Below are 23,126 nucleotides of genomic sequence, written 5' to 3'. Positions count from 1 at the left end.
CTTCCGGTTTTTGAGAGGCTAGAGCTATAGTTTATAGTTGTAAAGCCTGCTGCCGCATGGCTTCCACTTCTGCAATGGTTTTAGACAGTGGTTCCCCGAGAATGCGACTTCCATTTTCAGTTATAAGCAGGTCGTCTTCAATCCGGATGCCACCAAAATCGCGGTAGCTGTCCAGCTTTTCAAAATTGATGTATTGCTGTGCCACTTTATCGTTTCGTCGCATGTCGATCAGTTCCGGAATTATGTAAATGCCCGGCTCCACGGTCAGCACAAAACCCGGCTCCAGCGCACGGCCCAACCGCAGCGACTTCAATCCGAATTCCGTACTCTTGCGCAGTTCAGGAGTATAGCCCACGTATTGTTCACCCAGGTTTTCCATGTCATGCACATCCATGCCCATCATGTGGCCCAGGCCGCACTGGAAGAAAATGGTGTGTGCGCCGGCCTGAACTGCCTCGTCGGTATCGCCGCGCATCAATCCTACCTGCTTAAGACCATCGGTAAGTTTGCGGCAGGCCAGCAGGTGCACGTCTTTGTACAATATGCCCGGTTTCAGGGCTGCCATGGCGGCTTCGTGTGTATCCAGCACCACTTGGTATAGTTCGCGCTGTCGCTCTGTAAAAGTAGTGCCAACCGGAATGGTGCGCGTCATGTCGCCGGCGTAGCCAGCCGAGGTTTGTATGCCGCCATCAAATAACAGCATATCGTCGGCCTGCAGGGTGTTGCCGCGGTAATGGTTGTGCAGCACCTGGCCCTGTGTGGTACAGATAAGCGGAAACGAAAGCAGGTTATGGGTCGATTTCGCATACCGCACGGCTTCGGCAGCTACTTCATGCTCTTTCATACCCTGTCGCGCAAACTGCATCACGTGGCGGTGCATGCGCGAGGTATAGGTTACAGCCTTTTCAATCTCGGCTACTTCAGCATCAGATTTAATAGAGCGCTGCGCAACTATAGTTTGTATCAGGGCCAGGCTCGGCTCCAGCACCGTTTCCCCGGTCCAGGCCTGCAATTTAAGTTCATGCTCAGAGCGATAGGGTGGAAGGTAATGCAGTTTTTTAGCACTCTTCAGATAGTCCGCTATTTTCCCGGTTGGCATTACCTTTTTAATACCCACCTGTTCCGCCAGCGAAGCCAGGCTTGGCAGTGGTCCAGTCCAGATCACATCATCTATACTTTGCTCCGGCCCGAAAATGAGCTCTTCGTTTGTATCGATGTTGATGATACCGGTCAGGCCGGAAAGATCGATGCCAAAGTAATAGCGGAATGTGCTGTCCTGGTAAAACGTGTACCAGTTGTCTTTATAGTTCATGCTGGATTCTTCGTTGCCCAGTAACACGATCAGGCCTTCGCCAAGCTGTTGTTTTAGCTGCTGGCGGCGCTGTGTGTAGGTAGCTGCATCAAATGGGTTGGTATGGTTCATAATACTATAGTTGGGGTTATACTTTCGTTATGGTTGCCTGGCGCCGGAACTCGCGTGGCGTGGTGCCAATGGTTTTTGCAAATACCCGGTTAAAGTGCGACAGGTTGGCAAAGCCGCAGGAAAAGGCAATGCCGGCTATTGTCTGGTCAGTGTGCAGCAGCGCATGGCAGGCGTTGTTTACGCGCAGCTCATTTAAAAAAGTGACAAGCGTTTTGCGGGTGCGGTCTTTAAAAAAACGGCAGAAGGCTTCGCGGCTCATGTTGGCTACCGATGCCACTTCTTCCAGGCTGAGTTGCCGGTGGCTTTCTTCTACCAGAAACTGCACCACCTGCTCCATGCGTTTGCCTTCGCGCTCGCTCAGGTTGTGCATCTGGTCGCCCAGGTTCAGGCGCTGGAGCGTTGCCTGTCGCATCAGCACATCCACCAATTGCAGGGCACCCAGTACTTTATCCAGTTTCTCTTTATATTGAAGTTGCTGTATTTGCCAGATAAAACTGTCCTGATCCGCCACCTGCACGCGGTAACAGCCGTTCAGGTGTTCAAAAAAGTCCTTTGATTCTTGCAGTTCTTCTGACGTCCAGAATTCATTGCCGAACGCATGCAGGTCAAAGAACACAATGATACTATGGCTTTGCTTCTTACTGGCAGGCTGGTAAAACACATCATCGCTCCGGAAAACGTGGGGTACGTTCCGGCCAAGCAGGAAAATGTCACCCGGCTCAAAGCGGCCAATGTAGTCACCCACGATCAGTTTTCCTTCTCCCGAAAGGATGCAGCTCAGCTGTATTTCAGGGTGCTGGTGCAGCTTATCATAGAAGTAGGGCTGGCAGTCCACCTGGTAGCGGATCAGCTCTTTGCTCGACTTCGGTATTTTAAACGGGATCACCTTCATGGTGGTACCATGTTAGCTAATTTCTGTGGGAGTTGCAAAAATCAGGTCAATATACTACCAGTATTTATTAATCCAGTACAGGATTTTGGCTGTGCGTCCGCATACCTTTGATATAGAACCAAAACCTTTCTCATCATGATCAACTGGAACGGAGTATTTCCTGCACTTACCACAAAATTTAACGCCGACGGCAGCCTTGACTTTGAAACATGCTTTAAGAACATAGATGCCCAGCTGGAAGCCGGTGTGGACGGCATTATACTGGGCGGCACACTGGGCGAAGCCAGCGTACTGCGCACCGACGAAAAACAGGAACTTACCCGCAGAACGATTGCCTATGTGGCAGGTAAAGTGCCGGTGATTATGAACATTGCCGAAGGTGCTACACAGGAGGCCATACTCCGTGCCCGCGAAGCAGAAGAAATGGGTGCCAGCGGTCTGATGTTACTCCCTCCGATGCGTTACTATTCGGATCATCGCGAGACCGTGGCTTTCTTTAAAGCAGTGGCCGAAAGCACATCGCTGCCCATCATGCTCTACAATAACCCGGTAGACTATAAGCGTAGCATCACCCTGGAGATGTTTGAGGAACTGCTGGTACACGACAACATACAGGCTGTAAAGGAATCAACCCGCGACCTGACCAATGTGACCCGTATGCTGAACCGTTTCGGCGACCGAATTAAAATACTTTGTGGCGTAGATACTCTGGCGCTGGAAAGCCTGCTGATGGGAGCTCATGGCTGGGTAGCCGGACTGGTTTGCGCTTTCCCGAAAGAGACGATGGCGGTATTTAAATTAGCCAAGGCCGGAAGAACGCAGGAAGCTCTGGATATCTACCGATGGTTTATGCCGTTACTGGAATTGGATATCCACCCAAAACTGGTGCAGTACATTAAACTGGCCGAGCAAATGGAAGGCATTGGCACCGAACATGTGCGTGCGCCGCGCCTGCCATTGATCGGGGAAGAACGAGAAGTTGTGATCGCTACCATTCAGAAAGGAATAGACAACAGACCTGCCTTGCCAGCTTTTAAAGAAGAACCCTATGCCATATAACGAAGCATTAAAAAAGGCAACGCAGGCCTTTGAAGTATATAAGAAAACCACATCATCACAGCGGGCGCTGCTGCTCCGAACTATAGCCGAAGAAATAGAAGCCTTAGGCGATGAACTGCTGGAAACGGCCAGCCGGGAAAGCAACCTGCCCCTGGCACGCCTGACTGGCGAGCGGGGCCGCACCTGCAACCAGCTACGGTTATTTGCCGATGTGGTGGAAGAAGGTTCCTGGGTAGAGGCAACTATAGATACCGCCTTGCCGGGTCGCCAACCTTTGCCGCGTCCCGACATGCGCCGCATGCTGGTGCCGCTCGGGCCTGTGGTTGTGTTTGGGGCAAGTAATTTTCCGTTGGCTTTTTCTACCGCTGGCGGCGATTCAGCTTCTGCGCTGGCTTCGGGTTGTACGGTAGTTTACAAAGAGCATCCGGGCCACCCAAAAACATCACAGCTTGTTTACAAAGCCATCTCCAACGCCCTACAGAAATGCGGCCTGCCGGAAGGTGTGTTTCAGCATGTGAGTGGTGGAGTAGAAGTAGGGCAGGAACTGGTAAAACATCCCGCCACCAAGGCCGTGGCTTTTACAGGTTCCTACAAAGGTGGCAAAGCCATCTTCGACCTGGCTATGCAGCGTGAAGTTCCGGTGCCGGTGTATGCCGAGATGGGCAGTACCAACCCACTGTTCATTCTTCCTGAAAAGCTGAAAGAAGATACCGCACAGCTCGCCAGACAGGCTGCCGCTTCGGTGCTATTAGGTTCGGGGCAATTCTGTACCTGTCCGGGCTTGTTATTTGTACCTGATTCGGATGTAACCACGCCTTTTATGGAAGCCCTGGAAGAAGAGTTAAGTAAGGCTACTCCCGCCAAAATGCTGCATGAAGGTATTGCCGGTAACTACTATACCGGACTGGGTAAATTGCTGAAAGAGCAGGGGGTGCAGGCCATCGTGCAGCAGGAAACCGATGTACTGGAAGGTCGTGCTGCACTGGCACGTACCGATGTGCAGCAGTGGTTGCAGAATCCTGCCTTGCAGGAAGAAATTTTCGGGCCGTTTACGCTGGTGGTAACCTATAAAAACACAGACGAATTACTGGCTGCTGCCAACGCGCTGCAGGGGCAGCTTACCTGTACACTCTGGGGCACAAACCAGGAAGAGCAACTACAACAGAACCTGACCGATGTGCTACGCGATAAGTGCGGACGACTGCTTTTTGCGGGCGTACCAACCGGGGTAGAAGTGAGCCACGCCATGACCCACGGCGGTCCGTTCCCGGCCACTACCGATAGTAGAAGTACTTCCGTAGGCGTGTATGCTATCAAACGTTTTGCGCGCCCGGTTACGTTTCAGTCGGCCCCGCAGGCACTTTTGCCACAGGAACTACAGAACGGGAACAGCACCGGCATCTGGCGCACAATCAACGGAAAATTAACCCAAAGCAGCATCAACGAATAAGTATGGCCAGAAAAACTTTCTTTTGCATCGATGCCCACACTTGCGGCAACCCGGTGCGCCTGGTGGCAAGCGGCGGTCCTGTGCTGCAGGGTCAGAACATGAGCGAAAAGCGCCTGCACTTCCTGAAAGAGTACGACTGGATCCGGAAAGGGCTGATGTTCGAACCGCGTGGCCATGATATGATGTCGGGTAGCATTCTGTACCCGCCCCACGACCCGGAAAATGATGTGGCGGTACTTTATATCGAAACCAGCGGCTGTCTGCCCATGTGCGGTCACGGTACCATTGGTACGGTAACTATAGCGCTGGAAGAAGGCCTGATCACCCCGAAAATTCCTGGCCAGTTGCGCCTCGAAACGCCCGCCGGCTTAGTACGAGTGCAGTATACCCAGGAAGGTGATAAAGTAAAATCGGTAAAACTTACCAACGTGGCTTCTTATCTGGATTCGGAAGGACTAACGGTTGAATGTCCTGAGCTGGGTGAGCTTAAAGTGGATGTGGCTTATGGCGGTAATTTTTATGCTATAGTTGATCCGCAGGAAAACTTCAACGGCATGCAGAACTACACGGCGGATAAGCTTATTTCCTGGAGCCGCGTGCTTCGCCAGCGCCTGAACGAGCAGTACACCTTCGTGCATCCTGAAAATCCGGCTATCAATGGCCTTTCGCACATTCTCTGGACCGGTGATCCACTGGCTTCTTCTTCTACAGCCCGCAATGCAGTTTTTTATGGTGATAAAGCCATCGACCGTTCGCCCTGCGGCACAGGAACTTCGGCACGCATGGCCCAGTGGTATACCAAAGGTAAGCTCAAGCCAGGTCAGAAGTTCATCCACGAAAGCATCATCGGTTCGGTATTTACCGGAACAATAGAAGGGGAGACCACCGTGGCAGGCAAACCTGCTATTTACCCCGGCATAGAAGGCTGGGCCATTATCACAGGTCACAACACCATCTTTTTTGATGAAGAAGATCCATACATTCACGGTTTCCAGGTAATCTGATATGAGCAACGTAACTATAATTGGCGGTGGCATCGTGGGGCTGTTTACGGCTTATTACCTTTCAGAAGAAGGCTTTAACGTCACTCTGCTTGATCAGGGCGATATGGAACAGGGTTGTTCAACAGGCAATGCCGGGATGATCGTGCCAAGTCATATTGTGCCGCTGGCTTCACCGGGTATGATCAGTAAAGGACTGAAGTGGATGTTCTCCGCTACCAGTCCTTTTTACATTCATCCCCGGCTGGACAGGCGTTTGCTGCAATGGTGCCTGCATTTTTACAGGGCATCTACCAAACATCACGTGGAGCATAGCATTCCGTACCTCAAAAACCTGAGTTTGCTCAGCAGGCAGCTATACCTCGATTTTGCAGCCCAACACCCTGAGTCGCAAATCGGGCTGGAAGAAAAAGGCCTGCTGATGTTGTACAGAACTCCGGAAATGGAGCGGGAAGAAGTGGAAATGGCGCACCTGGCAAATCTGCATGGTTTGGAAGCAAACGTTTTGTCGCGGCAGGAAGCGCAGCAACTGGAGCCGGATGTAGAACTGGATGTGCGCGGAGCCGTGCATTTTACTGGCGATGCTCACCTGGATCCGTCTAAATTGCATGGCTTTTTGAAAGATTACCTGAAGGCAAAAGGCGTGAACATGGTGCCACTGGCGCGGGTACTGAAGTTTGAGTATAAAGGAGATCGCATCCAAACTATAGTTACCAACAAAGGCGACATTACCTGCGATCAGCTTATCGTTTGTGCGGGAGCGTGGTCTGGTGAGCTAGCCGATAAGCTGGGTATTTACCTGCCCATGCTCTCGGGCAAGGGCTATAGTTTTATGCAGCAGAATCAGCCGGCCTTACAGGTGCCCGCCATCCTGTGCGAACGGAAAGTTGCTGTAACCCCTTTCGGCGAGCAGGTACGTTTTGGCGGAACGATGGAGATAACAGGCACCAACCAAACTATAAACCAGAAGCGTGTGCGCGGTATTTTTGATGCTATTCCGGATTACTACACCAACTTTAAGCCTACTTTCCCGAAGCCGGATAAGATCTGGAGCGGGTTGCGCCCATGTTCGCCGGATGGGCTGCCTTATATTGGTGCCACCCAGCGCTGGAGCAATGTACTTTTCGGCACCGGCCATAGTATGATGGGTGTGAGCCTGGCCCCGGCCACCGGCAAAGTGCTGGCTGAGCAATTGCTGAACAGAAAAGCACAGCTGCTAACCGATGCCTTCTCACCGGACAGGTATAACTAAACTGACAACTATAGCTGTTGTTGTTATACTATAGTTCGTAGCTGTTTCGAACATCTAAGCAGGAACAATACTAATGCTGTTTCGGATTTCTGCTATTGCTGTTCCGGACATCCTCTTCGGAACTCTACGAACGCTGCCAGTAACGCTGTTTCGGATTTCTTAATCCGGAACTATAGCTGAAGCGGATTTCCTAATCCGCGCTAACTATAAACGGGGATTAGGAAATCCCCGGCAGATGGCTTTCGGACTGGGAAGTCCGAAAGAGCGAAATGGCATTTCGCAAGCCTGAAGTATAGTTGGGAACAAATTAATTTGTAAATTTCTTGTCTCAGGCCAGGAAGTGTAAACTGAACTTCTAAACCAGCTATACTTTTATAAACCTGAGAACTCAGTACTACCACAAACTAAACCACGCATGTACAATTTAAAACTACGGACCTTCCTGCTGCAGTTACTACTGCTGCTCTTCATCTCATCCACCGCTCTTGCACAGGGCTATCAGAACCGGCAGTGGCTCAAGTCCGGTGATACCTATGTGCAGGCTGAACAGGGACAACTGGTAAAGCATAAATTACCCGACGATGCTACCGAGATCTTCCTGAACAAAACAGCACTTGTACCAGCTGGGAAAACAGAACCGCTGAAGATCAGGAGTTTTGACATGTCGGCTGATGAGCAGAAAGTGCTGCTCTATACCAATACTAAAAAAGTATGGCGCTACGATACCCGGGGCGATTACTGGGTGTATGATCTGCAGAAGAAAACCCTGCAACAGGTAGGAGCCGGCAGACCGGAATCGTCGCTTATGTTTGCAAAGTTCTCGCTGGATGGTAGCAAAGTAGCTTATGTGAGTGAGCACAATATTTATGTGGATGACCTGCAAAGCGGAGATCAAAAACAACTGACCAAAGACGGCTCCCGCAAGCTGATAAACGGTACGTTTGACTGGGCTTACGAAGAAGAGTTCTCTGCCCGCGACGGTTTCCGCTGGAGCCCGGACAGCAAGAAGATTGCTTACTGGCAACTGGATGCCAGACAGGTAAAAGACTACATCATGTTTGACATGTTAGATGGTGTTTATGCTAAGGTAATTCCAGTGGAATATCCGGTTGCCGGCGAAGCGCCATCGCCTTATAAAATTGGAGTGGTTGGTATTGATAATGCTGTTACCCGCTGGATGGAAATTCCGGGTGACCCTAAAAACACCTACCTGCCGCGCATGGAGTGGGCATCTAATGCCAATGAGCTGATCATGCAGCAGCTGAACCGCAAGCAAAACGAGAGTACACTATACCTGAGCAATGCTGAAAACGGGAAGACCAAACAGATCTATACTGAAAAAGATAAAGCCTGGATTGACATTTTGCCGAGCTGGGACGGCACGTATAACTATGGTGGCTGGGACTGGCTGAATGGTGGCAAAGAGTTTTTGTGGGCCAGTGAAAAAGACGGCTGGCGCCACTTGTACCGCGTTAGTCGGGATGGTAAAAAAGAGCACCTGATCACCAAAGGCAACTATGATGTGATGGAAATTGCTGGAATTGACGAAAAAGGTGGTTATGTATACTTCCTGGCTTCGCCGGACAACGCTACGCAGCAATACCTGTACCGCACCCGCCTGAACGGAAAAGGCAAAGCCGAGCGCCTGTCACCGGGCTCGCAGCCGGGAACGCATAACTATAGCTTGTCACCTAACACCAAGTTTGCGCAGCACCGTTTCTCAAACCACTATACCAAACCGGTAAGTGAGTGGGTAGCATTGCCCGATCATAAGGCTTTTGGTGGCGAAAGCGCCGTGCAGAAAGCGTTGGCCAGTGCCGATAAAGCAGCCAATCGTGTAGAGTTCATCAAAGTTAAAGCGGCTGATGGTGTGGAGATGGATGCCTGGATGGCCAAGCCAGCCAACTTCGATCCGAAGAAGAAATACCCGATCCTGTTCTATGTGTACTCCGAGCCAGCCAGCCAGACCGTTACCGATACGTATGGCGCAGGTATGAATTTCCTGTACAACGGCGACATGGCTGAAGATGGTTATATTTATGTGTCAGTGGATAACCGTGGTACGCCGGCCCCTAAAGGAAGAGACTGGCGCAAGAGTATTTACCGCAAAGTAGGTCAGCTTAATATTTCTGATCAGGCTGCCGCAGCACGCGAACTGCTGAAACTGCCTTATGTGGATGCATCGCGGGTAGCGGTGTGGGGTTGGAGTGGTGGTGGTTCTGCCACACTTAACCTGATGTTCCAGCACCCTGATATCTATAAAACCGGTATTTCGGTAGCAGCTGTAGCTAACCAACTGACTTATGACAATATTTACCAGGAGCGTTACATGGGACTGCCACAGGAAAACCGTGAAGATTTTGTGAAAGGTTCCCCGATCACGTACGCTAAAAACCTGGAAGGTAACCTACTCTACATCCACGGAACAGGCGACGATAACGTGCACTACAACAATGCAGAGCAACTGGTAAACGAGCTCATCAAGTATAACAAGCACTTCCAGTTTATGCCGTACCCGAACCGCTCGCACAGTATTTCGGAAGGTGAAGGTACCAGCGAACATTTGTCGACATTGTTTACCAATTACCTGAAGCAGTTCTGCCCTCCGGGAGGCAGGTAAAAAGCACTAAAGAGGCACAGCTTGTAAGGTTTTAAACAAGCTGTGCCTGTTTTTTTAACATGACCGAAAGACATCACGGACTAACAGGTTTATAACCCTTAACGAATGAAAAATACAATCACCCGCCTTGCTATAGTTTGCCTGACTTTGCTTTGTAGTTTTAGTGGCTTTGCCCAGAACAGAACCTTTACCCGGCAGGACACCCTGCGCGGCTCCATCACCCCGGGACGTGCCTGGTGGGACCTGACCTATTATCACCTGAGCGTACAGGTAAATCCCGCCGACAGCACCATCCAAGGGATGAACACCATCCAGTATAAAGTGCTGGAACCGAAGCAGGTTATGCAGATAGATATGCAGCAGCCAATGGCCATCGAAAAAGTAGTGCAGGATGGCAAGTCCCTACAGTTTAAGCGCGATGGCAATACCTACTTTGTGCAGCTGGCAGCAAATCAGAAGCCGGGCAGCGTGAAGCAGGTAGATGTATACTTTGGCGGCAAACCTACCGTGAGCACAAACCCACCGTGGAGTGGTGGTATCACCTGGAAGAAGGACAGCAAGGGCAACCCCTTTATTGCTAACTCGAACCAGGGAAGTGGAGCAAGCATGTGGTGGCCCTGCAAAGACCATATGTACGACGAGCCAGACAGTATGCTTATCAGTGTGCGCGTGCCGGAGAACCTGATGGATGTATCGAATGGAAGACTTCGTAAGGTAGAACAGCATAAGGACCGCACCAAGACGTACCATTGGTTTGTAGATAATCCGATCAATAACTATGGCGTGAACCTCAGCATTGCAGACTATGCGCATTTTTCAGAGAAATACCAGGGCGAAAAGGGTGTGCTGGACTGCAATTATTATGTGCTGAAAGGAAACCTGGAGAAGGCTAAAGTGCAGTTTAAAGATGCTGGGCGCATGTTGCAGGCGTTTGAGCACTGGTTCGGACCTTATCCATTTTATGAAGATGGCTACAAACTGGTAGAAGTACCTTACCTGGGCATGGAACACCAAAGCGCTGTAACCTATGGCAACGGCTACGAAAACGGTTACCGTGGCCGCGACCTGAGCGGCTCGGGATGGGGCCTGAAGTTTGACTTTATCATCATACATGAATCCGGGCACGAGTGGTTTGCCAACAACATCACCAACAAGGATGTGGCCGATATGTGGATACACGAGAGCTTTACCAACTACTCCGAAAACCTGTTCCTGGATTATCATTATGGCAAGCAGGCCAGCAGCGAGTACGTGATTGGCACAAGACAGAACATTAAAAACGACCGCCCAATTATTGGAGTGTACGGTGTAAACAGAAGTGGCTCGGGCGATATGTACTACAAAGGCGGCAACATGCTGCACACCTTGCGCCAGATCGTGAACAATGATGAGAAGTGGCGCGGCATCCTGCGCGGATTAAACCAGGACTTTTACCACCAGACTGTTACCACCCAGCAGATAGAAGATTACCTGAGCCAGCACGTAGGGCGCGACCTGAAACCATTCTTTGACCAGTACTTGCGCGATGTGCGCATTCCGAAACTGGAGTACCAGGTGTCAGGCAAAAAGCTGAACTATAGATGGAGCAATGTGGTGCCCGGTTTTGATATGCCTGTAAAAGTACTGGTAAACGGAAAGGAACAATGGCTGGAACCGACTGCTGAATGGAAGGAACTGAAGACCCGGAAGAAAAATGCTGTCGTAAAAGTTAGCCCTGATTTTTATATAGAGACTGCTATCACTGAGAGGTAATATAATCTCCTGTGAAATTCGGGTGCATCTGTTAAACGGCGTTTGATGTGAGTGCCCAACTATAGCTCAATCCAAACAGGTTGTATTATAGTTTTTTTTAAGAGCCCCGGATTGTCTGTGTTATAAACGCTGACAAGCCGGGGGTCTTGTATTCTGGAGCTTACAAACTATAAATGAAAAGTGCGGCCAACTATAAAAATATCCTATAGTGGAGATATGAACTTTAGCTAGAATTCAAGAGTGAAAAGGCTGTAGTTAGCAGAAGTTTAAGCTTTTCTGCTTTCAGGTTTACTTTACGTATACTATAGTTAGTTTCCAAGTCCTCTGCTTTACATCTGCGCTACACGTTTTGCCAACACACTTTTACAGGTTGGTGAAGCACATGTTATTTGATTCCCTCTGCTTACTTTCCATTTTTTAAACTCACACAACGATGAAAGTTTGTTTTAAACTAATTGTTTGCCTGCTATTTATGTTAGGTTTAATAATACAGGTTAATGCCCAGGCTCAATCAAAGCAAGTTCAGGAGCATGAAGGGCATAAAATGATTACCAAAGATAAAATGCAATGGTCGGAGGGACCAGCCGGTTTGCCCGCCGGTGCAAAACTGACTGTATTGGCCGGTGATCCAACAAAAGAAGGGCCCTTTACAATAAGATTAATGTTCCCGGCAAACTATAGAATAAGTCCGCACTGGCACCCAACAGCCGAGCATGTAACCGTTATTGAAGGCGATCTTTATATGGGTATGGGCGAGAAGTTAATGGAGAGCAGTGCTACCAACCTGCAGCCCGGAGGATTTGCCCTGATGCCGGCTAAAAGTGTGCATTACGCTTTCACAAAAGCTCCAACCGTTGTCCAGATCCATGGTACCGGACCTTTCCAGATTACCTATATCAACAAAGCAGATGATCCAAGAAATAAGGAAAAAATGCGCTGATAGAAATGTAAGCCAGGCAAGAGGCTCAACCAGGTTTTTACAGCGAATGTCTGCAAAGCCCTAATTGTTGAGGAATAAACTATAGTAATGCGTTGGTATGCTAAAGTAAAAGCCGCTCTGTTATAAACAGAGCGGCTTTTACTTTAGCATACCAACGACTGCAATACAAGGCTGATCTGGCCGAGTAAAGAAGTCGATTTGTCGTGAACAGCGGGGCTTTAGCAGAGAATGAACTCAGTTTAACCCTAGGCTTTTTGGAAATTTGCTTTAACTTTAAACATCACTTAAATCGTTGATACCCGCCTAACTGCCAAACGAATGAAAAAACTCTTACTGTCTGTTTTACTGTTTACACCCTTACTGACATTTGCACAGACCAAACCGGCACCAAACCTGGTAAAGTATGTAAACCCGATGATCGGTACTGCTAAAATGGGCCATACGTACCCGGGCGCTACCGTTCCTTTCGGTATGGTGCAGCTTAGCCCTGATACCGATACCATTCCCTATGAAGTAAATGGCAAGTATAACAAAGACGTGTATAAGTACTGCGCCGGCTATCAGCACGACGACAAAACTATAGTTGGTTTCAGCCATACCCATTTCAGCGGTACCGGCCACTCTGACCTGGGAGACTTCCTGATTGCTCCAACAACCGGAAAACTGCAACTAAACCCGGGCACCGAAGACAAACCACAAAGTGGCTACCGCTCGTCTTTCTCGCATGATAACGAAGTAGCAGAACCGGCATACTATAAAGTAAAACTCGACGACCACAATATTCTGGCAGAACTTACGGCCAGCAACCGTGTGGGCATGCACCAGTACACATTCCCGAAATCTGACGAGGCGCACATCATCTTAGACCTGATGTCGGGTATTTATAACTATGACGGCAAAACCACCTGGACCTTTGTGCGCGTGGAGAACGATACCCTGATAACCGGGTATCGCCAGACGAACGGCTGGGCCCGCACCCGCACAGTTTACTTTGCCATGTCCTTCAGCAAGCCGTTTTACCAGTATGGCAACAAGGATTTTGCAGAGGCGCAGGTTTACAAAGGCTTCTGGCGTAAGTTCGATCAGACTAAAAACTTCCCCGAGTTTGCCGGCAAAAAAATACGGGCATATTTCGATTTCAAGACAGAAGCAGGAGAGAAGATCAAGATAAAGTTTGCCCTGTCGCCGGTAAGTACCGAAGGCGCCCTGGCTAACATGAAAGCCGAGATACCGCACTGGGATTTTGAAAAGGTAAAACGCGAGGGGCAGGCCGCCTGGAACAAAGAATTGAATAAGGTAGTGGTAGATGCCGGCAAAGATGATCTGGTGAATTTCTACACTGCTATGTACCATGCTTTCCTGGGCCCAACTACTTATATGGATGTGGATGGCAAGTACAGAGGACTGGACATGAACGTGCACCAGGCGGATGGCTTTACCAACTACACCAGCTTCTCGCTTTGGGATACGTATCGTGCGCTGCACCCACTATTCAATATTCTGCAGCCAGCCCGCAACAACGACATGATCAAGTCTATGCTGGCGCATTATGACCAGAGTGTGCATAAAATGCTTCCAGTATGGTCGCATCACGCCAACGAGAACTGGTGCATGATCGGGTATCATTCGGTACCTGTTATTGCAGATGCTGTGATGAAAGGAAATGCAAACTTTGATGCGAACCGGGCGCTGGATGCCTGTGTGCAAACTGCTCGTACCCGCTACTATGATGGACTGGAATATTACATGGATATGGGTTATGTGCCGGAAGACAAAAACGGATCATCAGTATCTAAAACGCTGGAATATGCTTATGACGACTGGTGCATCGCGCAAATGGCAAAAAAACTTAACCGACAGGATATTTACGAGGAGTTCAGCAAGCGTGCGCTCAACTATAAAAATGTATATGACGCTAAGTCCGGCTACATGCGACCTAAACTGAGTGACGGAACCTGGAAGCAGGAATTTGACCCATTGGATACACATGGGCAGGGATTTATTGAAGGGAATTCCTGGAACTATAGTTTGTACGTGCCGCATGACCCTGCGCAGATGATTTCGATGATGGGAGGAAAAGCGCGTTTTGTGCAACACCTGGACTCCTTGTTTACCATGGAACTGCCTGACAAATACTTCGAGAACACAGAGGATATTTCACGTGATGGTATCATTGGAAATTACGTGCACGGCAACGAGCCATCGCATCATGTTGCTTACCTGTATAACTGGACAGACCAGCCCTGGAAAACGCAGGAGCGCACACGCATGGTCTTAAAAGCAATGTATAATCCAACTATAGACGGCCTTGGTGGCAATGACGATTTCGGGCAGATGAGCGCATGGTATATCTTCAGTGCTTTAGGTTTTTACCCGGTAGCTCCCGGCTCTGAACAATACGCCATTACCAGCCCTAATGTAAAAGCAGCCACTATAAACCTGGAGAACGGCAAGAGCTTTACCATCGATGTGAAGAATCAGAAAGACAAAAATGTGTACATCCAGAAAATGGAACTGAACGGTAAGCCTGTTAACCGCACTTACCTGACGCACAATGAAATTATGCATGGAGGGAAGCTAACGTTTTACATGGGGAACACGCCTAATAAAAAACTGATGGCTGTTGCACCGTAACAGGAGATGAGAGTAAACTATAAAAAGGAAAGGCCTGCAGTATAGCAGGCCTTTCCTTTTTATAGTTTACTTAGTTTATAGTTTCTTATTTATTATTTATAGCCTGCTCATGTTTTGAGAAAGAATATGGTACTGCATCATCCTCTGTTCCGCGGGTTGTATTTGGTGTGCCGCCCATTTTGATCTTCAGCTTGCCGCCTTTTAGAATATCCTCATGTGCAATCCAGTTCTTATTAAATTTCTTCCCGTTTAGCGTAGTGGATTGTATATAGATGTTTTCTGTACTGTTATCCGGAGCTTCGATCACAAAATTCTTTCCGTTTTCTAATGCTATAGTTGTTTTCTTAAACAGTGGAGCACCCATTACATACTGGTTTACAGCCGGCGTAACAGGGTAGAAACCTAAGGCTGAGAAAATGTACCACGCACTCGTTTGCCCGTTGTCTTCGTCGCCGCAATATCCGTCTGGTGTTGGCTGGTACATACGGTTCATCGTTTCACGCGCCCAATATTGTGCTTTCCATGGTTCGCCGGCATAGTTATATAGGTAGATCATATGCTGTATCGGTTGGTTTCCGTGTGCATACTGACCCATATTGGCAATCTGCATTTCACGGATCTCATGTATCACACCACCATAATAACTCTCATCATAAGTTGGAGGGAGGGTGAATACCGAATCCAGTTTGGCAGTGAAGTTTTGCTTTCCGCCCATCAGATCTATCAGGCCCTGCACATCATGAAAAACGGACCAGCTATAGTGCCAGCTGTTGCCTTCTGTAAATGCATCGCCCCACTTGAAAGGGTTGAAAGGAGATTGGAAAGTGCCATCCTGATTCTTGCCGCGCATCAGGCCGGTAGTAGGGTCGAAGAGGTTACGGTAGTTCTGGCTTCGTTTAGCGTAAAGCTCAATTTCTGACTGTGGTCTTTTTAGTGCTTTGGCTAATTGGTAGATCGCAAAATCGTCGTATGCATATTCCAATGTGCGGGCTGCATTTTCGTTTATTTTTACATCATAAGGCACATAGCCCAGCTTATTATAGTATGCAACGCCGGCACGGCCAATAGCTGTAATCGGTCCCTCGTTATTGGCTCCGTGCAACAAAGCTTCATACAGGGTATTAATGTCGTAATCACGTAATCCTTTTATATGTGCATCGGCTACCACGGAAGCAGAATTGTTCCCGATCATGATATTTGCATAGCCCGGACTAGACCATTCCGGAAGCCAGCCACCTTCCTTGTAATCATTCACTAAACCGGCCTGCATTTCCTTATTTATAGTTGGGTAAGCCAGGTTCAGGAAGGGGTAAAGCGCCCGAAAGGTGTCCCAGAACCCAGTGCCTGCAAAACGGTATCCAAGATAAGTTTTACCATCGTAAGGGCTGTAATGTATTGGCTTGCCGGCAGCATCGAGCTCATACATTTTATGCGGAAAGAATAACGTGCGGTACAGGCAACTATAAAATGTACGCAGTTGCGCGTCCGTGCCACCTTCCACGGTAATGCGGCTCATCGCTTTATTCCAAAGGCCCTTGGCTTTTTGCTTCGTAGTTTCAAAATCATCATTAGCCAGTTCTCGTTTCAGGTTTAATTCAGCCTGCTCCATACTTATGAAAGAAGATGCAACCCGCAGATTTACTTTTTCACCTTTTGTGGTTCTGAACCCAACTATAGCTCCTGCATGGTTGGCATTCATTTCCAGTTTATTTTTTACTAATGTGGTATCCTGCCAGGTGTAAGCAACTGTAAAAGGTTTATCAGTATAGATGACAAAGTAGTTCTTGAAGTCTTTTGGGTTGCTTCGGGCAGCACGTGTTGTATAACCAATGATCTTGTTTTCAGAAGGTATAACCTTTATATAAGAACCTTTGTCCAGTGCATCGATCACTATAAAAGAGCTATCGGATTCTGGATAAGTAAAACGGAACTGGGCAGCACGTTCTGTTGGCGTAAATTCGGTCGTTACATCGTGGTCTGCCAGGTAAACGCTATAGTAGTAAGGCTTGGCAATTTCTGATTTATGCGAGAACCAGCTGGCCCGGTCATCTTCCCTGAACTTAACTTTACCGGTAACCGGCATTATGGCAAATTGCCCGTAATCATTCATCCAGGGCGAAGGCTGGTGAGTCTGCTTAAACCCTCTAATCTTATCATCGTCGTAGGTATACGCCCAACCGTTTCCCATTTTCCCGGTCTGTGCCGTCCACAGGTTCATGCCCCAGGGCACAGCTACGGCGGGGTAGGTATTGCCATTTGATAAACTAACTTTAGAGTCAGTTCCCATTAATGGATTTGCCAGCTCCTCGGGTTCAAAAGGTGGCTTGTTTTTCTGTGCCTGAGCTGGTGGTACAAGGGTAAGTAAAAGAACAGGAAGTATAAAGTGTAAGGGGCGTAGAAGTTTCTTCATCAGGCAAGTTTAGAGTTAACCGTTATATTAAGCTTAATGCAGTGAAACAATAAATATAGTATTTTCTGAGAGAAACGTTGGGAGGAAGTAAAATCTCCTTTTGATGGATGTTTGAATAGAGCCAGACAAACTTAAAAGAAGTTTATAGGCAGATATTAAAGTAGGTGTTGGAAATACTTCCTGAAAATAGGGTTCATGGGTTTGCTCACAATCCAGCTCAATTAGAAACGTTCTCTATTAAACTATTGATCTCATCCTGATCCAGAAAGCGCCATTGTCCGGGTGCTAAGTTGCCCAGTTCAAGTGTTATGATGCGGGTTCGCACGAGTTTCTCTACCTGGTATCCTAACTTATAACACATTCTCCTGATCTGCCGGTTAAGGCCCTGCATAAGGATGATTTTAAAGGTGATCTCATCCACCTGCCTGACAACTGCGGGGCGTGTCTTTTGACCCATGATAACGATACCTTCGGCAAGCCTTTCAAGTGCGTGTGGCGTTAAAGGTTTATCAACAGTTACCTGGTACTCCTTTTCCTGGTGCTTCTCAGCATGAAGTATATTAAATAAGGTTCTCCCATCATTGGTGAGTAACATCAGTCCTTCTGATGCCTTGTCAAGTCTCCCGACGGGATATACAGTTTCGCTATAGTTTAACGCCTGTCTGAGGTTATTCTCTATTTGCGTATTTAGAGTGGACTCTATGCCGCGTGGTTTGTGATAGGCGATGTATACATTCTTTCTCGATTCCTTGATCACCACATCATCCAGCTGAACTTCATCTTCAGGCAGAAGCTCCTGGCTTAAAGTTCCTTTTCTGCCATTTACCAATACCCTGCCCGAGAGAATATAGTTGATGGCTACTTTATTGGATAAGTTTAATTTCTGAACTATAAAATACTTGAGAGAGGAATTAAGGGCTTTCATTTATATCAGAAACGAGGGTAATAAAAGGGCAAAAACTAAACAGGGATGTAAGTTAACAAAGACTTCCCGGCTGTGCTGCTTTTTTTACATTTTGTTTAAGCATGGCCCTGTAAATCTATAGTTCTCAGAGAACACTTTAAACATATACCAATTACGCTAATATCTGATTATAACGCTCTCTTAAAACCTAATCGTGCGATGAGATATAGCAATTCTAAAGGCTTTTTTACATCCTGAAATTTACTAATACGCAGGAACTGAACCTGCTGGCATTTTACTCGTTCATAGAAGCAGTGTCCAATTTGAAATAAGATAAAGCTAATGGAGCAGAAGTCACTGATCGAAACTATAGAAAAGCAGGAATGGCTGGAAACCACAGGAGATGCCATTCAGCCTGCCGTTTTAAATGCTTTTGAAGCTGCCGGTGAGTCGGGCCGGTGTGTAAAAGATGCTTTGCACGGTACATGGCTCGGGCATCCGTTGCATCCTGCCATAACCGATGTGCCGATCGGATCATGGACGACTGCTGCGGTGCTGGATACGATGGAACTGATGGGGGAGAAAAAGTATGCTCGCGGAGCCGATGCGGCCATAGCTGTCGGGCTTGTGGGTGCAGTAGGGGCAGCCATTACCGGCCTTACTGACTGGACCGCCACGAATAAAGGAATGCGGAATGTAGGATTGATGCACGGTATGCTAAACGCTGGCGCCACTGCCCTTTACCTGACGTCGCTGGTACTGCGGCGGCGTAAAGAAACCCGAAAAACTGCTATTGGCTTGTCTATGCTCGGGTATGGCGTTGTAAGTGCGGGAGCCTATCTGGGCGGGCATCTGGTTTTTGGCATGCAGACCGGCGTAGACCATACGGCCACTTCAGCGGAGCCACCAGCAGATTTTGTTGCCGTGTTAGCTGAGTCCGAATTAGAAGAAAACACGATGCGCTGCGTGCAGGCTGGAGAAGTACCTATATTGCTGGCCCGTAAGGAGGGCCAAATCTATGCGCTGGCACATACCTGCTCGCACCTGGGTGGCCCACTTTCGGAAGGAGAGTTGCTGGAAGGATTACGTGTTAAGTGCCCGTGGCATGGTTCTGTTTTCTCGCTGGAAGATGGAAGTGTAGCAGAAGGACCGGCCACAGCGCCGCAGCCTAAGTATGAAGTAAGAACTATAGCCGGACAAATAGAAGTGCGCCCGGTTTGATAGGTGCATTGTAGTAGGCTATAATCTATAGTTTGGGATTTTCGGATTTGCGTAATTTATTCTACCCTGTAGTGTGATGGGATGTTAAGTTTTTATCAGCCTGATGGAATCCTGTTGGATTGTAGAAGTGGCTCAACAAACCTTCAAGGAAATTGCTTTACAGAATGACTGCTGATTTAAACTGTCACCATCAAAACTTAACGGCCCTGCTGCTACGGCTAAGTTCGAGATGAATAAAGAGTTAAGAGAACCTGGACGACCTATTTCTCTGATTCTTTTTCTTCGCATTCCAGCAGCCAGGCTTCGGCATCTACTACGGCATTATGGGTCGAGAGCCCCAGTGCCGGTTCCTGCCTGAACGCTTTTACCGGCCCGTTGATGCGCAGTTTGTGCGAGTGCAATACTTCCTTGTATACCTGTTCGCTCACTCCTGTCAGGTAGAGTTTACCGTTTACATCATTCAATATCGAAGCATAATCGGACAACACAGAAATGAGCGTAGCATCCAAAGTTTTACGGCCTCTCAGGCGCAGTATAACTACGGGGTTCTGCGCATTTTCCGGTTTAGGTAACAAATGCTCCAGCGTTCTGGCGCCGGCATAAAATAAGTTGCCATACACATTCAGTACTGTTACCTGGTTTCCTTTCAGGGTTTTGGGTGCTTTGTGTTCCTCTATTGTTCCATCCGACCGTTTTTTAAGCTCTACCAGTGTTATTTCGGTAGATGATTGCGTGACGAACAGGAAGGCGGAGAGAAGCACGCCTATTCCCACTGCCGTAGGGATGGGCAATATCAGCGTGGCTCCAAAGGTAACTCCCCCTGCCAGCAACGATGGCCACGAATTCCACCCGGAGTTCCAGGTTGAAACAATATCTGAAAGTTTAATGCTCCGGATACCGGCCAGTATCAGCATGGCACCCAGGGAGGGCATAACAGTTCGGGCAACTATACCGGACAACACAACCACGATCAGGGTCATTGCCAGTCCAGAAAAAATGACTGCCCAGCGGGTCTGTGCCCTGGCCAGTACATTCACGGCTGTAGTGCCCAACGATCCGCCCACTGGTAGGCCCTGCATAAAACCACTGGCAATATTTGCTGCCCCCTGTGCTATAAAATCCCGTGAGGTGCTGGTGGCTTCCCCATTTTTATTAGGCACATTCTGGCTGACGCCCGCCCCCTGGATGAGGATGACGATGGCCACCGCCATAGCCCCGGTTATAATATCAATACTGATGGCTGAAAAGGGAGGCACGACAAGGCTTGGAGTACTGCCGCTGATATCACCAATATCCTGCACAACTTTTACACCCTCCAACTCAAAAAAGTAAACTATAAGCGATGGTATAGCGATGGCAATTAATGCAAAGAATTTCTTAAGAGGGGTTTTCTGTAAAAAGATGGCAAGCAGTATAGTTAATACTGCCATACTAACGGTAGTTAAATGAAACTGGTTGAAATGTATCAGCAGATTAAATGTCTGGCTAATACTGTTGTCCCCGTTCGGAGCATAGCCGGTAGCGGTCGGGAGCTGGCTCATAACCAACAGAACCGAGATACCTGTCAGGAAACCCGTCATAACAGAAAAGGAAACAAACCGTGTGAGTCGGCCCAGGCCCAGCAACCCCATTATAGTCTGGAAAACACCGATAAGCACCACCAGCAGGAAAAATACCTTTGAGCGCTCATCCGCCGGCAGATTACCGATCGTCTGGCCCGCCATGATCGCCGATGCACTGGTGGCGGTAATCATCATTAACTGGGAACTGGAAAAAATACCCCCTACTATAGGTCCTGCTATACAGGCATACAAACCATAAATTGGATTGACGCCTGCCAGCAAACCGTTTGCCATGCCATCGGGCAGACTACTGACGGCAGTCGTCATTCCGGCAATGCCATCCTGTTGAAGTTTATTGCGTGGCGGTACTTTTTTGGATGCGTTTTGTACAGCATCGCGTAGCACGGACAGCCCGGGTAAATGAAACTCATTGTCAGGTGTTGTGGACTTATCCTCAGCGGTAGATTCTTCCATAATTTATAGTTTTACAGGACCCGCTAGTTGCTTATTTAGTTTCAAAAGATAGGTGGAGTGAGTGTTCCCTGAGTACGTAGTACTATGAACGCGTGACTTTTACCTGGGTACAGGATCGGGCCATACTCACTGACGGATGATTTGTTATTTTCCATAGTTGATTTTGGGATTGATCGTTTCGTCTTGTTTCCGTTTTCCGAGCCACCAGGCCAGTGGGAACAGGATGGCCATGCTGATAAGGGAAATAATGATAACCATTACCAGCGGCCCCCTGCTTTCGAAACTTAGTGTGGCAACCACAGTGGCTGCCGCAATGTTACGCTGCGCTGTGGCAAGACCGATCAGGTCACGGATATCCGGCGACCAGGCGATCAGGTACCCGATGCCATAGCAGCCTAGAACAAATATTACAGCCGCCAAAATTGCCCCGGACCCGAATAAGTCTATTACAGTTCCAAAGTAGAGAACCAGTGAAGTTAAGAACAGTAGGACAAGGGTAATTCCGGATAGTTTTGCGGCCCAGGGTTGTAGCAGTTGTGCCCACCCTGGCAAGTTTCCCTTTAACAGTAAACCTGCAGCCAGGGGCATTAGCATTGTCAGCAGCAGCGGTTCCAGAATACTCCAGGCGCTCACATTTGCTTCAGGTATGGCCATAGGCACCACAAGGGGCATAAATACTGCCGTTGCCGGCAGTAGTATAATTAAGCAGGTAGCTGCGAGGGCTACATCTACTTTTGCCATTCCGGCCAGTTGGATCAGGAAAGGGGCCCCGGCACCGCAAGCTGCTAATACAAGGCCTGCCTCCAGTGTAGAGTGTAGGGAGAAAACTTTTATGATAAATATAGTGAGAACCGGAACCAGTATGAAGTTGGCTACTAAGGCTAGTATAACCCCTTTTCTGTTTTTGAGTGGCTCTGTAATCTCCTTCAGCGTATAGGTCAGTCCCGCAGAAAGCATACTCAGTACCGAGAATGCCGGTACAATGATATTCAGAAACCTGGGTAGAAAGTCTTCCATATCGTTAAAAGGCTAAGTGTATATTCCCGGCAGTTCCTGCATATTTTATAGAAGAAGAGTTGTTTAGAGTAAACGTACAGGCGCATCATGGGTTAGTGGAAATAGCGCGAATGTGCATTATAGTAATATCGTGTAAGTGAGGAAACTGAACTGCCTAAAGGTAGACGGTTAATAGTAGCCAATTTAGTAACGCAAAGGAGAATGTTTTACAAAGAAATGAAATACAATATCTACCTGCAGCTACTTATCCCATACAGCTACTTACTTGGCAATTCTTTATCCTATTCTCTTTTTATGTAATGAGCTGTAGCGTTGATCGCTTTCATTCGTATAGACATTAACAGTGCGCAACCGAATACTAAGCTGCCTAAGTAAAACTATAGTTATAAAAGGAAGCAGATGTAAGAACAATTTGGTATTGCTGGCTCACTAGTTAATAAATACTCTAAACCCACTCATTGCGGATAATTATCACCCACTCCATCCGCAGCTGTACATTCACTTTTTTGATATTA

The 23,126-nt window shown here is 48.2% G+C and carries 15 protein-coding genes; 9 read left to right on the top strand and 6 right to left on the bottom strand.

What is annotated here, in order from left to right:
• Window positions 1–31: 31 nt before the first annotated feature.
• On the bottom strand, window positions 32–1,423 hold the full coding sequence (locus tag KYK27_RS08220; RefSeq protein ID WP_199109554.1) for an aminopeptidase P family protein: 1,392 nt from the start codon (window positions 1,421–1,423) through the stop codon (window positions 32–34).
• 16 nt (window positions 1,424–1,439) lie between these two features.
• Window positions 1,440–2,315, bottom strand: coding sequence for a helix-turn-helix domain-containing protein (locus KYK27_RS08215; RefSeq protein ID WP_199109553.1), 876 nt, complete (start codon window positions 2,313–2,315; stop codon window positions 1,440–1,442).
• Between the two features lie 138 nt (window positions 2,316–2,453).
• Here KYK27_RS08215 and KYK27_RS08210 point away from each other — a divergent pair, with 138 nt between their 5' ends.
• The 8 genes from KYK27_RS08210 (at window position 2,454) to KYK27_RS08175 (ending at window position 15,023) form a co-directional block, all read left to right on the top strand.
• A complete protein-coding gene (locus tag KYK27_RS08210) occupies window positions 2,454–3,374 on the top strand; it encodes a dihydrodipicolinate synthase family protein (RefSeq protein WP_199110206.1) in 921 nt (306 codons plus the stop codon).
• Window positions 3,364–4,824 carry an aldehyde dehydrogenase (NADP(+)) gene (locus KYK27_RS08205; protein WP_199109552.1) on the top strand — a complete coding sequence of 487 codons (1,461 nt, stop codon included), beginning with the start codon at window positions 3,364–3,366 and terminating at the stop codon, window positions 4,822–4,824. The genes KYK27_RS08210 and KYK27_RS08205 overlap by 11 nt, the downstream gene beginning before the upstream one ends.
• Window positions 4,825–4,826: 2 nt before the next feature.
• Window positions 4,827–5,828 carry a 4-hydroxyproline epimerase gene (locus tag KYK27_RS08200; RefSeq protein ID WP_199109551.1) on the top strand — a complete coding sequence of 334 codons (1,002 nt, stop codon included), beginning with the start codon at window positions 4,827–4,829 and terminating at the stop codon, window positions 5,826–5,828.
• 1 nt (window position 5,829) lies between these two features.
• Complete coding sequence (locus tag KYK27_RS08195; RefSeq protein WP_199109550.1) at window positions 5,830–7,077, top strand: NAD(P)/FAD-dependent oxidoreductase; 1,248 nt, start codon at window positions 5,830–5,832, stop codon at window positions 7,075–7,077.
• 415 nt (window positions 7,078–7,492) lie between these two features.
• A complete protein-coding gene (locus tag KYK27_RS08190; protein WP_199109549.1) occupies window positions 7,493–9,697 on the top strand; it encodes a S9 family peptidase in 2,205 nt (734 codons plus the stop codon).
• A gap of 105 nt (window positions 9,698–9,802) precedes the next feature.
• Window positions 9,803–11,449 (top strand): M1 family metallopeptidase, encoded by a 1,647-nt coding sequence (locus KYK27_RS08185; RefSeq protein ID WP_199109548.1) that lies wholly within the window; start codon window positions 9,803–9,805, stop codon window positions 11,447–11,449.
• A gap of 472 nt (window positions 11,450–11,921) precedes the next feature.
• The gene (locus KYK27_RS08180) at window positions 11,922–12,389 is read left to right on the top strand and encodes a cupin domain-containing protein (RefSeq protein WP_199109547.1); all 468 of its coding nucleotides are present in this window, start codon (window positions 11,922–11,924) and stop codon (window positions 12,387–12,389) included.
• A gap of 318 nt (window positions 12,390–12,707) precedes the next feature.
• Window positions 12,708–15,023: a GH92 family glycosyl hydrolase gene (locus KYK27_RS08175; protein WP_199109546.1), complete on the top strand. Its 2,316-nt coding sequence runs from the start codon at window positions 12,708–12,710 to the stop codon at window positions 15,021–15,023.
• Window positions 15,024–15,108: 85 nt separating this feature from the next.
• Here KYK27_RS08175 and KYK27_RS08170 read toward each other — a convergent pair whose 3' ends face one another.
• Together KYK27_RS08170 and KYK27_RS08165 are read right to left on the bottom strand one after the other, a co-directional pair.
• Entirely contained in the window at window positions 15,109–17,433 is a 2,325-nt protein-coding gene (locus KYK27_RS08170) for a GH92 family glycosyl hydrolase (protein WP_199109545.1), read from the bottom strand.
• Window positions 17,434–17,650: 217 nt separating this feature from the next.
• Window positions 17,651–18,358 (bottom strand): pseudouridine synthase, encoded by a 708-nt coding sequence (locus KYK27_RS08165; RefSeq protein WP_199109544.1) that lies wholly within the window; start codon window positions 18,356–18,358, stop codon window positions 17,651–17,653.
• Between the two features lie 321 nt (window positions 18,359–18,679).
• Between KYK27_RS08165 and KYK27_RS08160 the strand changes: the two genes are divergently transcribed.
• Window positions 18,680–19,558 (top strand): Rieske 2Fe-2S domain-containing protein, encoded by an 879-nt coding sequence (locus KYK27_RS08160; RefSeq protein ID WP_199109543.1) that lies wholly within the window; start codon window positions 18,680–18,682, stop codon window positions 19,556–19,558.
• Between the two features lie 260 nt (window positions 19,559–19,818).
• Here KYK27_RS08160 and KYK27_RS08155 read toward each other — a convergent pair whose 3' ends face one another.
• Window positions 19,819–21,594, bottom strand: a complete 1,776-nt coding sequence (locus tag KYK27_RS08155; protein WP_199109542.1) for a SulP family inorganic anion transporter — start codon at window positions 21,592–21,594, stop codon at window positions 19,819–19,821.
• Between the two features lie 144 nt (window positions 21,595–21,738).
• The gene (locus KYK27_RS08150; RefSeq protein ID WP_199109541.1) at window positions 21,739–22,611 is read right to left on the bottom strand and encodes a bile acid:sodium symporter family protein; all 873 of its coding nucleotides are present in this window, start codon (window positions 22,609–22,611) and stop codon (window positions 21,739–21,741) included.
• Window positions 22,612–23,126 lie beyond the last annotated feature (515 nt).

The organism is Pontibacter populi (assembly GCF_019336435.1).
Lineage (GTDB): Bacteria > Bacteroidota > Bacteroidia > Cytophagales > Hymenobacteraceae > Pontibacter > Pontibacter humidus.
Note: the sequence above shows the minus strand (reverse complement) of the source record. Positions and strands in the feature narration are given on the sequence as shown.